Raw genomic sequence first — 15,169 nt, 5'->3', positions numbered from 1 at the left:
GGGAAAACGCCAGGGCCCGGCAGCATGTTCATGAGAGGCTGCCATCCCGCAGAGCCGAGGGGGAGGGGCATCGCTCATGGGGCTGACCTACAGCTACGACATCTACCTGCGCCCGCGGAACGTCGCCGGGGCGCTGACCGCGCTGGCGGATCTGGCCGCGCCGGACCCCGGTGGGCCCCCGCTCCACGTCACGTTGCCCGGAGGTGACCGGATCGCCCTTCCGTTCACCTCGAACTTCGAAAGCGCCCCGGTCGACTGCTCCGGAGGCGGCACGCTCGACCTCGACACCTCCCTCGTGTTCGGCCTGGACGACGCGGTACGCGCGTACGCCGACCGGCCCGGTTACGCACCCCCGGCCGACGGGCGGCTGCGGGTCGGCTACATCTACGCCACGGTCCGCTTCAGGTCCGGCCATCACCCGGACTACGCGTCCATGGAGTTCTGGGCCGCGACCTCGGCGATGAGCCGTCTCTTCGAACACTCCGCCACGGTCCGGGAGGCGTTCACCGGCCTCACGGCGGACGCCGGGGGAGTGTGCTGCCTGTTCGACATCGGCGACGGCAGCCCCGGCGAGGTGTGCTGGCTCAACGGCGAAACGCTCCGGGAGCCGATCGGCGGCCCCCGCTTCCCGGACGTGGACACCCTGGTCGCGGCCTGGCCGGACCCCGGCACCGGGTGAGGGGCAGGGACGCGGCCCGTCGCCGCGTCACAGAGAGTTCCCCCGCACCGGCGGAAGGCACGTGGCCGTACGGCAGAGTAGGGGCATGCCGACCTACGCGACCATGCCGTACCACCTGGAGACCGAGCGGCTGATTCTGCGCCCCTGGGCCGAATCCGACGCCGGCGACTTCAGCGAACTCCTTTCCGAACGCGGCGAGGAGACCTACACGGTGGAGCGGGCCCGCAAGGGCATCGCCGGTCTCCTCGCCGGTACGGAGAACACCGGCATCGCGCTCCTTCCCATCCAGCGCCGCGACGAGGGCGACTTCATCGGCTACTGCGGACTGATCATCGGCCGCTCCACCCTGGAGGAGCCGGAGATCGCCTACGAGCTGTTCCGGCGTGCGCACAACCGGGGTTACGCCACCGAGGCCGCCCGCGCCGTGGTCGCAGCCGCCGCCGCGACCGGGCGGCGGCTGCTCTGGTCGACCGTGGGCACGTGGAACGCGCCCTCGCTCCGCGTCCTGGAGAAGCTCGACTTCGTACGGGACCACCTCTCCACCGAGGAGAACGGCGAAGTCGTCTGGCTCACCCGCGAGTTGCCGTAGACGCTAAGGGCTGTCCCGTAATCCCTGGTGGATCAGCGTGCGGCGTCAGACGCGGTGCATCGCAAGGCGGAGGGACGCCCGAATACTGGGTGTATTCGGGCGTTCCGACAACGCGGCGAGGTGCCGTGGCTGTCGTCGCACGCCCGCCAGGGATTACGGGACAGCCCTTAGGTGCGGCGCCGGTACGCGAAGATCCACCGGTTGCCCTCCAGCGCGTCGTTCGCCTCCGGCAGCGGGCCGCGTCCGTGGCGGCGGGTGAACTCGAAAGGCGTGTGCGTCGAGGCGGACCAGCCCCGCGCGGCGAGACGGCCCGCGGAGTCGGGACGCGGGCCCTTGTCGAACAGGTCGAGCAGGTCGATGCCGATCTGCTCGCGTGTCGCCGTGTAGGTCGCGCTGTCCCGGTACGCCAGAAGGTCAGCCTCCAGCTTCGCCTCGAAGGCCAGGGCGCTGCCCTCGGCGGCCAGCAAGTCCACGGTGTCCACGAGATACGTTTCTGCCGGGCCCGGCAGATAGAACAGCAAGCCCTCCGCCAGCCAGACGCTCGGTGCCCCGGGGTCGAAGCCCGAGGCGGTCAGCGCGCTGACCCAGTCGTCGCGCAGATCGGCCGGAACCAGCACGCGTTTGACCCGCGGCGCCGCCGACAGGTCCGTCAGCACCTGGTGCTTGAAGGCCAGCACGCCCGCCCGGTCGATCTCGAAGAACACGCAGTCCGACGGCCAGTCCAGCCGGAACGCCCGGGTGTCCAGCCCGGCCCCCAGGAGCACCACCTGGCGGGCGCCCGTGAGCACCGACCGCACGACGAAGTCGTCCAGGACCCGGGTCCGCAGCCCGAAGTAGCGGGCGAACCGGCCCCACAGCGCGTTGTCGTCCCCGTCGGGCACCTCCTCGATGCGCACGGGCCACCCGGCGCACGCCGGCGCGGCCCGCACGAAGTGCTCGGCGTAGACGTCACGGGCCAGGCTGTCATGGCGACGGGTCTCGATCGCGCGGGCGGCGGCGACCAGCAGGGCGGTCAGCCCCACACCGCCGTCCACACCCTCCGCCGCCCCCAGGTCCTGGGGTGTTGTACCGCATGCCTCGTTCATCGGCTTCTTCCCTCCGGGATCAGGACGGGTTTGACCACCCGGCCCGCGTCGCAGTCGCGTTCGGCCTCGTTGACGCCGGCCAGGGGATAGGTACGGATCAGCTGGTCGAAGGGGAACCGCCCGGCCCGCCACAGCTCCGTCAGTACCGGGATCAGCAGCCCGGGCACCGCGTCCCCCTCGCAGATGTGGCGCACGCTGCGGCCCCGGTCCAGGGTGCCCGGCTCCAGCGGCAGGGCGCTGTGCAGCCGCGCCACCAGGCCCAGCGTCCCGGTCGGGCGGAGCGCCCGGAGCGCGTCGTTGATCAGTGCGGGCGACGCCGTCGTGTCCAGCGCGTACCGCGCGCCGCCGTCCGTCAGCCGGCGGATGCGCTCCGGCAGCCCGGCCGGGCCGGCGCTCAGCGCGACGGCACCGTACCGCTCGGCGAGCTCCAGCCGCCGGGGGTACCGGTCCACCGCCACGACCGGCACCCCGGCCGCCCCCGCCGCCATCACCGCCGCCAGCCCCACCGCCCCGGCTCCGAGGACCACCAGCGGGTCGGCCGGACCGGCGCGGAAGGTGTTCAGCACCGCCCCGGCCCCGGTGAGGAAGCCGCAGCCGAGCGGCCCGAGCAGCTCGACGGGGAGCGCGGGGTCGACGCGGACGGCGTTGCGGGCGGACACGAGCGCGTACTCGGCGAACGAGGACTGGCCGAACCACCGGGGCGCCAGCGCCTTCCCGTCCGCGTCGCCGAGCCGGGGCGGCTCCTGCGCACGCCCTCCGAAGAGGTTGAGCGAGGCGAAGGAGTCGCAGTACGCGGGGGCCGCGCCCCGGCAGTTGCGGCACAGCCCGCAGGAGTCGAAGCTCAGCACCACGTGGTCGCCGACGCCGATCCCCGTACCGGGCCCGCCGCCCGTTTCCACGACGACCCCGGCCCCCTCGTGGCCGAGGACCGCCGGCAGCGGGCTGCGGCCGGCCGACCGGCGCACCGCGAGGTCGGTCCGGCACATCCCGGCGCCCGCGATCTCCACCAGCAGCTCACCGGCGGCGGGTGCCGTCCGCAGGACGACGTCCTCGACCGCGAACGGCTCCTCGTACGAGCGCAGCACCGCCGCCCTGAATCTCCTGGTCACGGTCCCTCCGGGCGGTGGACGACGAACGGCCGCAGGTTTCCGTACAGCCCCCAGGGGCCGCCCGCGACGCCGACCCCGCTGTCCTTGATCCCGGCGAACGGCTGGGCGAGCGACAGTTCGGCGTGATGGTTGATCCAGGCCGTCCCGCACTCCAGCCGGTCCGCCACCGCCTCCGCCCGGTCCAGGTCGGTGCCCCAGACCGAGCCGCCGAGCCCGAAGCCGGTGCCGTTGGCCGCGTCGACCGCCTCGTCGACGCTTCCGTACGGCAGCACCGGCAGGACCGGCCCGAACTGCTCCTCCGTCACCACCGCGCTCCCGGGCGGCACGCCGGTGAGGACCGTCGGGGCGAAGAAGTGGCCCGGGCCGTCCAGCCGGTGCCCGCCGGCCGCGGCCCGGGCACCGTCGGCCAGGGCCCGCTCGGTGAGCTCCGCCACCCGGGCCAGCTGCGGGGCGTTGTTGACCGGGCCGATCCGGGTGTCCGGGTCGAGACCGCTGCCCACCGCGACGGACTTCGCGCGCTGGGCCAGCGCCTCGACCACCTCCGCGTGCAGCCGCGCGGGCGCGTAGACCCGCTTGACGGCCATGCAGACCTGCCCGCAGTTGCGGAAGGCGGCCCAGAACAACCGGTCCGCGACCGCCTCCACATCGACGTCGTCCAGCAGGACGGCCGCGTCGTTGCCGCCCAGTTCCAGGGTGACCCGGGCGAGGGATGCCGCCGCCCCCTCGGCGACCGCCCGTCCGGTGGGTACCGAACCGGTGAAGGTGACGTGCCGGATGCCCGGGTGCGACGCGAGCCGCGCCCCGAGGGGTTCGCGCCCGGTTACCACGGTCAGCACGTCCTCGGGCAGGGCGGCCGCCAGGACGGACCCCAGCAGCCGGGTGGCCAGCGGGGTGTACGGCGACGGCTTGAGGACCATGGTGTTGCCCGCCGCGAGCGCGGGCGCGAACTTCGCCGCCGCCAGTTGCAGCGGGAAGTTCCACGGCACGATCGCGGCCACCGGCCCGACCGGGCGCCAGCGGACCTCGCTGCGCACCGGCCGCCCGTCGCTGATCCGCCGCGTCCTCGGGGCGAGGTCCGCGAAGTAGCGCAGCCGGGCCGCCGTGCGGGCGACCTCCGCGTACGACTCGGCCAGCGGCTTGCCCTGCTCCCGGGTGAGCAGGGGCGCCAGGTCGTCACCGGCCGCTTCCACGGCGTCGGCCGCGCCGAGCAGCGCCCGGGTCCGGGCGGCGGCGTCGGCCCGCCACCCGGGCCAGGCCCGGTGGGCCCGGCCGATCACCGCGTCCAGCTCGTCCGGCCGCATGTCGGGGGCCTCGCCGCAGATCTCCCCGGTGGCCGGGTCGGCCACGGAGAACGACGCGCCCCGGGCGCCGCGCCCCGCCTCGTCCGATGTCCGCATCCCGGCGGTCAGCCCGCGAGGGTGACGCCGGCCGCGAACTCCCGGGCATGCCGGTCCATCTCCGCCCGGAACGCGGCCACCAGGTGCGGCTGAATCCTTCCTGCGTTGCGGTCACCGCCCTCGCAGACCGCCCCGCGCACCCCCACGATGTCCGTGCCGATCCGGGTCAGCGTGGCGAGGTCGTCCTGCTTCACGCTGCCCGCGAGGGCCGCGAGCAGTCCGGAGGCGTGGGCGAGACCGACGAACTCGGCGCAGACGTCCGGCGGTACGTGGTCGAACAGCCGGGAACCGTCCTTGATGGCCGTGTCGAGCATGGCCGCGTCGGCACCGGACCGGGCCGCGATGTCGGGCAGTGCGAGTGGGTTGACACACCCGACGCGATGCGCGTCGGCGTAACCGGAGGCGACGACCAGGGCCTCCGGACGGTAGTCCTTCACCGCCCGGACGACCGCCCGCATGACGTCGATCCCCTGGTCGGGCGTCGTGCACCCGTAGAGCCCGACCTTGATGTACGTGGCACCCGAGACGACGGCCCCCAGCGCCGCCTGGGCCACCGTGCCGGGCTTGTACGGGACGTCGCCCACGGTCGCGGACACCGGCTTGCCGGCCGGGACCGCCTCCCGGATCTCCCGGATGACCCAGGGGAAGTTGGCGCCGAGCGACCCCTCGTCGGGCTTCTTCACGTCGACGATGTCGAGGTACTCCGCCGCCTTCGCGCAGTCGACGGCTTCCTCGACGCTGTCCGGGGAGATGAGAAGCAACACCTTGGGCTCCTTCCGCCGCAGGGGTGCGGATCACCAGGTTGACCTGCGGTGTGCTCATCATTTCCGCCGCCCCCGGGCCCCGGTAGAGCGCGCGGGGCCCCCTGGGAGCACGGCGCCCCACGGCAACGCGCCGCACACCCCGGCGCATGGGAGCACCGTGGGATCATGCGTGGATGAGCAGTGACCTGGAAGTGAGCGCGCTGGCGGTCAACATCACGATCCCGGCGGAGCTCCGCTGGACCGACACCCGGCGCGGGACGGAGTTCCAGCTGACCACCCTCAACATCCGGCTCCTCCCCGACGGCCGCCTCGCCGCGAAGGCGTACGGCCGGCCGGTGGAGGGCGGACGGGGCGCGTACGTCTCGTTCCCGGTGCCCGACCGGCCCGAACTGGCGGCCCTGATCGCCGAAGGGGCGAGCCGCGCCGGGACGCTGTGGGCCGCCCATCGCGGCCTCGGCTGAGCCCGGTGGCGTAGGCCTGCCGCCCCCGCGAGCGGACCGCTCGCGGGGGCACCGGCCCGGGGTGCTCAGCTCTCCAGCGAGAACGCCTGCGCCGCCGATCCGTCGCACGGCTGCTGCGAGAGGTGCGCGCCGTTGGCGGTGGACGCCCCGTCCACGGCCAGGCACTTGCCGCTGTTGCGGGCGACGAAGCGGTAGCGGCCGGCCGCGCCCAGGGGCTCCGCCCGCCACTGCTGGTTGGTGCCGCCCACGTAGGACCACAGGTGCACGCGGGTGCCGGAGGCGGTCGCGCCGGGCCCGCCGTCGACGTCCCACACCTTGCCGTTGTGCCGGCTGACGACCTGGTAGGCGCCGTCACCCGCGGGCCGGAACTGCCAGCTCTGGTTGGCGCCGGTGGTGCAGCTCCACTGCTGGAGCGCGGTCCCGTCGGCGGTGCCCCAGTCGGCGGCGTCCAGACAGGCACCGCTGCCGGCGTTCTTCACCCGGTACCAGACGGACGGGTCGACGGAGCCGGCGGGCGGCTCCGTGGTGCCGCCGTCGGTGCCGTTCCACACGAAGGTGGCGACCGCGCCCGCGGGCAGCGTGTAGACCAGCGACCTGCCGTCGTCGGTCAGCGAGAACCGCTGCGCGCTCGCGGCCGAGTTGACGACGTACGCGGCCCGGGAGCCGTCCGGATTCTGGAAGGCGACGTTCTCCACCCCTCCGCCGCCCTGGCTGGTCGAGCCGATGCGGGTGGCGCCGGGCACGACGAACTTGGCGAGCTGCCCCAGTACGTAATACTCGGCGTTGCGCGTCACAGTGCCGTTCGCGATCTCCACGACTCCGTTGCAGCGGTCCGCGCAACCGCCCTGGTGCGGGCCGCCGTTCTGGTCCAGGGCCAGGTTCCAGTCGATGACCGTCTCGCCGCCGTTGCGCATGTTGCGCACGACGAGGTTCGCGGCGTGCCACTTGAGGGTGTCGGCGAAGGTGGCGGACCGGTCGGCGCTCTCCGTACCGGAGCACTCGGTGAAGAACACCCGCTTCCCGGCGTCGACGACCTGCTGCTGGGCGGAGGGGTCACCGCCGTAGCAGTGGAACGCGGCGCCGATCACCCGGCTCGTGCCCGGGGTCCCGGCGAACACCTCCAACGGATAGTCCGGGTGGTCCCAGTTGTGGTCGAAGGCCAGCAGGTTCGTCGGCAGGCCCGCCGCCGTCAGCGTACGGTCGAGCACCTTGAAGAAGTCCGCCTGCTGGGACGCGGTCATGGTCATCGACGGGTAACTCGCCGCGAACTGCGGCTCGTTCTGCACGGTGAGGTCGGTCAGCACGATGCCCTGCTGCCCGTACGCCTTGATCGCCTTGACCAGGTAGTCGGCGTACGACTGGTAGCTCTCCGGCTTGAGGCTGCCGCCGTTCAGCGCGTTGTTGGTCTTCATCCAGGCGGGCGGGGACCAGGGGGTGCCCATGAAGCGGATGGCCGGGTTGACCGAGGTGGCCTGCTTCAGGACCGGGATGATCTCGGCCTTGTCCCGGTCGATGGAGAAGGAGCCGGGCGTGTCCTCGTACGTGTAGAGGCTGCCGTCGGCGTTGAAGTCGCTGCTGCCGAGCGGCTGGCGCAGATAGCTGAGCCCGATCCCGTCGCCGGAGGCCGAGAACAGCGAGGTCATCAACGCGCTCCGCCTGTCCTGCGGCAGGCCCTGGATGAGGTGGGCCGAGGCCCCGGTCACCGAGGCGCCCGCCCCGGTGAACCTCTGGCCCCTGCTGCCGGCGTCCACGCGGATGTCGATGCTCTGCGGCGAGCCCGTGAAGGCGACGGTGCCCTCGGCGGACAGCCTCTTCGCGCCGTCGGGAGTGGTGACCCATACCTGAGCCGTGGGGTCGGCGGCCCGCGCGGCCGTACCGCTGCCGGCCAGACCGACGGCCGCGACGGCCATCGCCAGGGCCGCGACCGCGGCGCGCGCCCGTGGGCGCGGGGGAGTGTCGTGGGACATGTGCGGCTCTCCTTCGGTCATGCCTGGGGGAGGACATGGCGCGTCCCCTCGGACGCCGTGGCGGGGCGCGGCTCCGTGGACGACGGCGATATGAAAGCACACCCACTAAGTGGTTAGTAAGTAGTCGGGCGTGCTTTGGTGCGGGCGGTCCCCGCACGCCCGCCGCCCCCAGGTCAGCGGCCCGGACACACCCGCCGGCCCGCGTTCCGGCCGGTCTAAGCTGTGCCGGTGACCCACCACTCAGCAGGCGGGCCCGGCCGGCCGGCCAGGCCCCGCACGCCCAGGAGCGCCGAAGCCCGGCAGCGGCAGCGGGACATCCTGCACATCGCGATGGACACCTTCGCCGCCCGTGGCTACAACAACGCCTCGCTCGCCGAGATCGCCGACCGGGTCGGCCTCACCCAGGCCGGCGTCCTGCACTACTTCCGGTCCAAGGCGCTCCTGCTCACCAGCGTCCTCGAACTGCGCGACCAGTCGGACATCGAGCAGCTGGGCCCGGACCGCCCGCGGGGTCTGGCGTTCCTGCGCCACCTGGTCGACACCGCGATTCGCAACGCCGAACGCGAGGGCATCGTCCGCCTGTACGCCGTCCTGTCGGCGGAGTCCGTCACGGACGACCACCCGGCGCAGGACTACTTCCGGGACCGCTACGACGGACTGCGGGGCTTCGTCGCCGACGCCCTCCGCGAGGCGTGCGGCCTCCCCGACGACGGCACGGAGAAGGTCGAGCACGCGGCCAACGCGGTCATCGCCGTGATGGACGGCCTCCAGGTCCAGTGGCTGCTGGCCCCCGGCGCCGTGGACATGGCCGCTTCGACGGACCTGGTGGTAGACGCCCTGCTCAGGACGCTGGCCCCGGACCGCTTCGGCGCCGGCGGCTGAACAGCGCCACGGGTCACGCCTCGCGCCCGAGGTAGCGCCTGAACCCTTGGGCCCGCGGTTCAAAACCGCACGACTCGTAGAAGGTGTGCACATACGCGTCATCGGCGGCGAGCAGCTGCACCTTGTAGCAGCCGGCCTCCTCGGCGACGCCCACCACCGCCTCCAGCAGACGCCGTCCGACGCCCCGCCGGCGGCCGGCCCCGGCGACCACGACGTTCTCCACGAAGAGGATGCCCCGGCCGCCCCGGGTCAGGTTCGGCATGACGACGCAGTCGGCCGTCCCGACGACGGCCCCACCGCCCTCGGCGACGAGAACGGTCCGCCCCTGCTGCGCCGCGATGCGCTCCCACACACCCCGGGCCGCCTCCTGCGACAGGGCCGCGTCGTCGGGGTTCAGCTCGCGGTAGAGGGCGAGCAGCGAGGAAAGGTCCCGCTCGACGGCGGTGCGTACGGTGATCTCCATACGCTCAACCCTGGCACGGGCGCCCCTCGGTGACTCCGTCGCCCTGCCAGGAGGCGCCGGGCAGCCCGGGCGGCGCTCACGGCTCCAGCGCGTCGTAACCGCCGTCCCGGAACGTGAAGACCGTCGGCCGCAGCTCGTCCTCCTCGCGGAAGAAGCCGCCGGGGCCGGGGCGCGCTACGTGCGGGGCCAGCAGGTCCAGGACCGTGACCAGTTCGCCCAGGTCGTCGTCCAGCCAGTAGTTGCGGCTGTACAGCCCCCACCCCGCGTCCTGGAGCCGCAAGGACGCGAAGTCCCCGCCCGGCAGGCGGCTGTGCGGGTCCGGGCTGAGCAGCGGATACGCGTACTCGTCCGCGCCGTACCCCTGCGGCGGCTCCCCGGGCAGGCCGAGGTGCCACCGCAGGGCGTCGAGCACCGGGGCGGGGGTGTCCTCGCGGAGGAAGCAGGTGAAGACGACTTCGTAGTGCAGGCTCATGGGCCGCATTGTGCCCGGCGGCGTCCGTCAGGCCTCGCGCACCGTCGCGAGCACCTCGTCCCGGACCCGCCGCATCGACTCCTCGGTGCGGGCCTCCACGTTGAGCCGCAGCAGCGGTTCCGTGTTCGACGGGCGGAGGTTGAACCACCAGTCCGCGCCGCTGACGGTGAGCCCGTCCAGGGTGTCGGCCGACACGCCGGGACGGGACTCCCACGCCGCCCGGACCGCCGCCGTGCGGGCGGCCTGGTCGGTGACCGCGGAGTTGATCTCGCCCGACGCGGCGTACCGCTCGAAGCGGCGGGTCAGCGCGGACAGCGGGCCGTCCTGGCCGCCGAGTGCGGCGAGCACGTGCAGCGCGGCCAGCATGCCCGTGTCCGCGTTCCAGAAGTCGCGGAAGTAGTAGTGCGCGGAGTGCTCGCCGCCGAACACGGCACCGGTACGGGCCATCTCCGCCTTGATGAACGAGTGGCCGACCCGGGTACGGACCGGTGTGCCGCCCGCCTCACGGATCACCTCGGGCACGGCGCGCGAGGTGATCAGGTTGTGGATGACGGTCGCGCCCGGGTGCCGCGCCAGCTCGCGCGAGGCGACCAGGGCCGTGATCGCCGACGGCGAGACCGGGTCGCCGTTCTCGTCCACGACGAAGCAGCGGTCCGCGTCGCCGTCGAAGGCGAGCCCGAGATCGGCACCCTCGGCACGCACCCGCGCCTGGAGGTCCACGATGTTGGCCGGCTCCAGCGGATTGGCCTCGTGGTTCGGGAACGTACCGTCCAGCTCGAAGTACATCGGCACCACCGTCAGCGGCAGACCCGCGAGCACCGTCGGGACCGTGTGACCGCCCATGCCGTTGCCCGCGTCCACCACCACCTTCAGCGGGCGGATCGCGGACAGGTCCACCAGGGAGCGCAGATACGCGGCGTACCCGTCCAGGGTGTCCCGCCCGGTGACGGCGCCCGGGCGGGCGGCCGGGGCCGGCGCCCCGTGGTCCGTCCACCGCTCGACCAGGGCGCGGATCTCGGCGAGACCGGTGTCCTGGCCCACCGGCTCCGCACCGGCCCGGCACAGCTTGATGCCGTTGTAGCGGGCCGGGTTGTGAGACGCGGTGAACATCGCACCGGCGAGGCCCAGCGAGCCCGACGCGTAGTACAGCTGGTCCGTCGAGCAGAGCCCGATCTCCGTGACGTCCGCGCCCCGCGCCGCGGCTCCGCGGGCGAACGCCCGGGCGAGACCGGGGGAGGAGGGCCGCATGTCGTGCCCCGTCACGATCGCGCCCGCACCGGTGACGTGCACGAACGCGGCGCCGAACAGCTCCGCCGTCGTCTCGTCCCACTGGTCCGGCACCACACCGCGTACGTCGTAAGCCTTGACGAGCCCCGACAGGTCGGTGCGGGGCGTCGGGTCAGTCACGGGTGTCGTCACAGGTGTCTCCATGGGCGGTACGGGAAGAGGGCGGGGCGAGGAACCAGACGGCCGTGTCGGGCGGCAGCGCGTCCCCGTCGAGCGGTCCGCTGCTGAGCAGCGGGCGGCCGGGCGTACGCACGGGCTCGTCGCCCAGATTGACGGCGCACACCAACTCCCCGCGCCGGAACGCGAGAACGGGCGCGCCCGGCTCCGAGAGCCAGACGGGCGGCGCCGCCGGGTCCGGGGCCGGATGGGCGCGGCGCAGCCGAAGCGCCGCCCGGTACAGGGCGAGGGTGGAGCCGGGGTCCGCCTCCTGCGCGGTGACGGTGAGACCGGCCCAGTCCGCGGGCTGCGGCAGCCAGGTGGCCCCGGCGTCCGCCGTGGTGAAGCCGTACGGCGCCCGGGCGCCGGACCACGGCAACGGCACCCGCGCCCCGTCGCGCCCGCGCTCGGTGCGGCCCGAACGCTCCCACAGCGGGTCGAGGATGCGGTCGACGGGCACCTCGGCCTGGGGCAGGCCCAGCTCCTCCCCCTGGTACAGATACGCGGACCCCGGCAGGGCCAGCATCAGCAGCGCGGCGGCGCGGGCCCGCTCCGGGGAGCCGTACCGGGTGACCGGACGCACCGCGTCATGGCTGGAGAGCAGCCAGGTGACGGCCGCGCCCGGCACGCCGAACGAGTCGTCGATGACGCGGCGCAGCTCCGCCGGGTCCCACGCCGCCTCCAGGAAGGCGAAGTTGAACGCCTGGTGCATTTCGTCGGGCCGGATGTAGCGGGCCAGCCGGGCCGGGTCGAAGACGGCCGACTCCGCGACCATCACCCGGTCGTGCGGCGCCACCGCCCCCGGCGGCGCCGGATGGGTGTCGAGCAGCGCCCGCCACTCGCGGTACAGCGGGTGCAGCTCCTCCTGGTCGTAGTACGGCATCAGGTGGTTGCGCAGCGGGTCGGCGTGCTGCCCGGGCCCCGCGTCCGGCAGGCCCTCCGCCTTGAAGAGGGCGTGCGCCACGTCCACCCGGAAGCCGTCCACACCCCGGTCCAGCCAGTGGCGCAGGACGTCCGCGAACGCGTCGCGCACCTTCGGGTTGCGCCAGTTCAGGTCGGGCTGCTCGGGGGCGTGCAGATGGCAGTACCACTCGCCGTCCGCGACGCGCGTCCAGGCCGGACCGCCGAACGCCGACTGCCAGTCGTTCGGGGGCAGTTCGCCGGCCTCGCCCCGGCCCGCCCGGAACAGGTACCTCTCCCGCTCCGCCGATCCCGGGCCCGCCGCGAGCGCGTCCAGGAACCACGGGTGGCGGTCCGACGTGTGGTTCGGGACGAGGTCCACGATGAGCTTGAGGCCCAGCTCGTGGGCGCGGGCGGTCAGCCGTCCGGCGTCCGCGTCCGTCCCCAGGTCCTCGGCGACACCCGTGTAGTCGGAGATGTCGTAGCCGCCGTCGGCGAGCGGGGACGGATAGAACGGGGTGCACCACACCGCGTCCGCGCCCAGGTCCCGGATGTGCTCCAGGCGCGCGGTCAGGCCCGCGAGGTCGCCGGTCCCGTCCCCGTCCGAGTCGGCGAAGGCCCGGGGGTACACCTCGTAGCAGACCATGTCCTGCCACCAGCTCATGCGGAGACTCCTTCGGTAAGGGCCCGGCCGGGGGACAGGACGTGCTGCTCGGTGCCGGTCGCGGCGGCGACCGTGGCCGCCTCGGCGACCGCGACCGCCGCGAAACCGCTGACCGGGCCGGCCACCGGCGGTTCGCCCGTACGGGCCGAGCGCACCAGGTCGGCCATCGCCGCGCGCACGCTCTGCGCGTACACATACGGCTTGCGCGGTTCGCCGCCGAGGTCCAGCACCGCGGTCACCCGGTGCGGCACGGTCCGCTCCTCGCCCCGGCCGCGGGCCGGCGCGGCCGGGGCGGCGCCCCGCTCCACGCGCACGGTGATCCGCTCGCCGCCGCCGGGCCGGAACCCCTCGACGGCCAGCAGCTCGTCCCGCAGCTCCGGCAGCTCCTCCCAGGCGCGGGCGCCCGCCTCGTCCGTCCACGCCGTGATCTCCGCGTGTACGGGTATCCAGCCGCTGATCCGCGACTCCGCGAACCCGTGGTCCAGGCGCATCAGCTGCCGCTCGGCGCGGTGGGCGTGGGTGAAGGAGTGGAGGTGCGAGGCGAGCGCGCCCCCGGGGTGCACCACATCGGCGCTGACCATGTCGACCGGGCCGCCGGGCCGGGCGACCGCGGTGGCCCGCACGCTGACCGGGTCGGAGCCGAGCAGCGCGCGGGCGGCGTCGAAGAAGTGGACGCCGTGCTCGATGAAGATGCCGCCGCTGTGCGCCGGGTCCCAGAACCAGTGCCCGGGGCCCAGGTCCTCGTCGGACGCGTCGTTCTCGAACAGGAACCGGCGCGGCGGCGCGAGCAGCCCCCGCCCGGTCAGCCGCTCCACCGCCCGCAGCAGCGGGTTGTAGCGCAGCACATGGTCCACCACCAGGGCACGCCCGGCGCGCCGCGCCTCGTCGACGACCGCCGACGCGTCCTCGGTCGTGGTGGCGAGAGGCTTCTCGCAGAAGACGTGGCGCCCCGCGCGCAGCGCGGCCGTGGCCATCGCGGCGTGGCCGGCGGGCGGCGTGGCGATCAGCACGGCCTCCACGTCGTCCCGCTGAAGGAGCTCGTCCAGCGAGCCCAGCGCCGGGACGCCGTGCCGCTCGCCGAGCAGCCGGGCCCGCTCGCGCGAGGGGTCGGCGACCGCCGCGAGCCGCAGACCGGGCAGACCGGCGATCGCGTCCAGGACGAACTCCGCGAACCCGCCGCAGCCGGCCAGGCCGATACCCAGGGCGCCGTCCGTCATGCCGTGCGCTCCAGGAGGGCCACGCCGATGTGCGCGTCGGCCATGCCGTAGAACACGTACAGCTCGCCGTCGATCTCCTCGATCGCCGTCGGGAAGACGACGTTCGGGACGGTGCCCGAGCGCTCCTCCTCGGTCTCCGGCGCCATCAGCGGCTGGTCCGACCGGGCGATGACACGGGACGGGTCGGCCGGGTCGAGGATCATCGCGCCGGCCGCGTACGAGACGTCCTGGTTCTGCGCCCACGGGTCCTCGATGGTGCCGGACACGCCGTGGTGGATGAGCAGCCAGCCCTCGGGGACCCGGATCGGGGCGGGGCCGCCGCCGATCTTCAACGACTCCCACGGGAACTCGGACAGGGCCAGCAGCTTGTGGCAGCGGGGCCGGGCAAGCGCGGTGATGTCGGCCTCGACCTCGGCGGCCGGGACGTAGCTGATCCAGATGCCGGGCCGCTCGTCGGTGACACCGGCGGGCAGGTGGACGCCCTCGCCGGGGCGGAACCAGCCGAGGTCCCACATCGGGCGGTGCAGCATCGCGTACGCCGGCTCGCCGTCCGGGCCCGGGACCGGCTCGGGGAAGTGGACGACGTCCTTGTTCGGGAAGAGGTTGAGGTCGGTGTCCAGGTCCGGCTGGTAGGCGAACTGGATCGGACCGAGACGGGTCCAGTCGGTGAGGTTCTCGGACACGGCGAGCGCCGGCTTCGGGCCGAGCGGGCCGTAGGCCACGTAGCTCATGACGTGCTTGCCGAGCGACGGTATCCAGGTGATGCGCGGGTCCTCGACCCCGGCGTTGTTCTTGCCGCGCTCCCAGCCCTCGTCGGGGGCGAGCACGGTGCCGCGGCGCTCGACGCCGTTCGGCACGCCCGCCTCGTCGAAGGTGACCTCGGCGAGGCCGACGCGGGAGACGTTGCCCTCGGCGACCAGGCGCGGCAGCAGGTGCAGCGTGCCGTCCGGGGTGCGGCCGGAGGCGGGGTTCAGGACGCCCTCGACCTCGTTCGCCTCACCGGCCAGCGGGGACATGACCACACCCTTGCGCACCATGCGGTAGGGGATGTGGGTGGCGGTGGTGGTGTTGCTCATG

At 73.7% G+C, this 15,169-nt stretch carries 15 protein-coding genes; 4 read left to right on the top strand and 11 right to left on the bottom strand.

Going from position 1 to position 15,169, the window contains the following annotated elements; all coding sequences use genetic code 11:
• Positions 1–76 precede the first annotated feature (76 nt).
• Positions 77–679, top strand: a complete 603-nt coding sequence (locus FKN01_RS04895) for a hypothetical protein (RefSeq protein WP_143616730.1) — start codon at positions 77–79, stop codon at positions 677–679.
• 85 nt (positions 680–764) lie between these two features.
• Positions 765–1,268, top strand: a complete 504-nt coding sequence (locus FKN01_RS04890; protein WP_143616728.1) for a GNAT family N-acetyltransferase — start codon at positions 765–767, stop codon at positions 1,266–1,268.
• A 167-nt stretch (positions 1,269–1,435) separates the two neighbouring features.
• Here the strand turns inward: FKN01_RS04890 and FKN01_RS04885 are convergent, their stop codons facing one another.
• Genes FKN01_RS04885 through FKN01_RS04870 form a run of 4 tightly spaced genes read right to left on the bottom strand, consistent with a single transcriptional unit; the run spans position 1,436 to position 5,623 of the window.
• Complete coding sequence (locus FKN01_RS04885) at positions 1,436–2,353, bottom strand: class I SAM-dependent methyltransferase (RefSeq protein ID WP_143616726.1); 918 nt, start codon at positions 2,351–2,353, stop codon at positions 1,436–1,438.
• A complete protein-coding gene (locus FKN01_RS04880) occupies positions 2,350–3,462 on the bottom strand; it encodes an NAD(P)-dependent alcohol dehydrogenase (protein ID WP_260696769.1) in 1,113 nt (370 codons plus the stop codon). The genes FKN01_RS04885 and FKN01_RS04880 overlap by 4 nt, the downstream gene beginning before the upstream one ends.
• Positions 3,459–4,859: an aldehyde dehydrogenase family protein gene (locus FKN01_RS04875; protein ID WP_143616724.1), complete on the bottom strand. Its 1,401-nt coding sequence runs from the start codon at positions 4,857–4,859 to the stop codon at positions 3,459–3,461. The genes FKN01_RS04880 and FKN01_RS04875 overlap by 4 nt, the downstream gene beginning before the upstream one ends.
• Positions 4,860–4,867: 8 nt before the next feature.
• Entirely contained in the window at positions 4,868–5,623 is a 756-nt protein-coding gene (locus FKN01_RS04870; protein WP_143616722.1) for a (5-formylfuran-3-yl)methyl phosphate synthase, read from the bottom strand.
• A 173-nt stretch (positions 5,624–5,796) separates the two neighbouring features.
• Here FKN01_RS04870 and FKN01_RS04865 point away from each other — a divergent pair, with 173 nt between their 5' ends.
• Positions 5,797–6,084: a hypothetical protein gene (locus FKN01_RS04865; protein ID WP_143616720.1), complete on the top strand. Its 288-nt coding sequence runs from the start codon at positions 5,797–5,799 to the stop codon at positions 6,082–6,084.
• 65 nt (positions 6,085–6,149) lie between these two features.
• Here the strand turns inward: FKN01_RS04865 and FKN01_RS04860 are convergent, their stop codons facing one another.
• On the bottom strand, positions 6,150–8,051 hold the full coding sequence (locus FKN01_RS04860) for an RICIN domain-containing protein (protein ID WP_143616718.1): 1,902 nt from the start codon (positions 8,049–8,051) through the stop codon (positions 6,150–6,152).
• A 318-nt stretch (positions 8,052–8,369) separates the two neighbouring features.
• On the opposite strand from FKN01_RS04860, the gene FKN01_RS04855 reads away from it, so the two are divergent.
• On the top strand, positions 8,370–8,933 hold the full coding sequence (locus tag FKN01_RS04855) for a TetR/AcrR family transcriptional regulator (protein ID WP_260696776.1): 564 nt from the start codon (positions 8,370–8,372) through the stop codon (positions 8,931–8,933).
• A gap of 13 nt (positions 8,934–8,946) precedes the next feature.
• On the opposite strand, the gene FKN01_RS04850 is transcribed toward FKN01_RS04855, so the two are convergent.
• The 6 genes from FKN01_RS04850 to FKN01_RS04825 all read right to left on the bottom strand — a co-directional run bounded on the left by FKN01_RS04850 (position 8,947) and on the right by FKN01_RS04825 (position 15,168).
• Positions 8,947–9,396, bottom strand: a complete 450-nt coding sequence (locus tag FKN01_RS04850; protein WP_143616716.1) for a GNAT family N-acetyltransferase — start codon at positions 9,394–9,396, stop codon at positions 8,947–8,949.
• A gap of 76 nt (positions 9,397–9,472) precedes the next feature.
• A complete protein-coding gene (locus FKN01_RS04845) occupies positions 9,473–9,868 on the bottom strand; it encodes a hypothetical protein (protein WP_143616714.1) in 396 nt (131 codons plus the stop codon).
• 27 nt (positions 9,869–9,895) lie between these two features.
• Positions 9,896–11,299, bottom strand: coding sequence for a phosphomannomutase/phosphoglucomutase (locus FKN01_RS04840; RefSeq protein ID WP_143616712.1), 1,404 nt, complete (start codon positions 11,297–11,299; stop codon positions 9,896–9,898).
• Positions 11,268–12,875 (bottom strand): glycoside hydrolase family 13 protein, encoded by a 1,608-nt coding sequence (locus FKN01_RS04835; protein ID WP_143616710.1) that lies wholly within the window; start codon positions 12,873–12,875, stop codon positions 11,268–11,270. The genes FKN01_RS04840 and FKN01_RS04835 overlap by 32 nt, the downstream gene beginning before the upstream one ends.
• Complete coding sequence (locus FKN01_RS04830; RefSeq protein WP_143616708.1) at positions 12,872–14,092, bottom strand: Gfo/Idh/MocA family protein; 1,221 nt, start codon at positions 14,090–14,092, stop codon at positions 12,872–12,874. The genes FKN01_RS04835 and FKN01_RS04830 overlap by 4 nt, the downstream gene beginning before the upstream one ends.
• Complete coding sequence (locus FKN01_RS04825; RefSeq protein ID WP_143616706.1) at positions 14,089–15,168, bottom strand: glycosidase; 1,080 nt, start codon at positions 15,166–15,168, stop codon at positions 14,089–14,091. The genes FKN01_RS04830 and FKN01_RS04825 overlap by 4 nt, the downstream gene beginning before the upstream one ends.
• Position 15,169: the final 1 nt, after the last annotated feature.

It is taken from the genome of Streptomyces sp. 130 (genome assembly GCF_007096885.1).
Lineage (GTDB): Bacteria > Actinomycetota > Actinomycetes > Streptomycetales > Streptomycetaceae > Streptomyces.
This window is presented reverse-complemented; position numbering and strand designations above follow the sequence as displayed.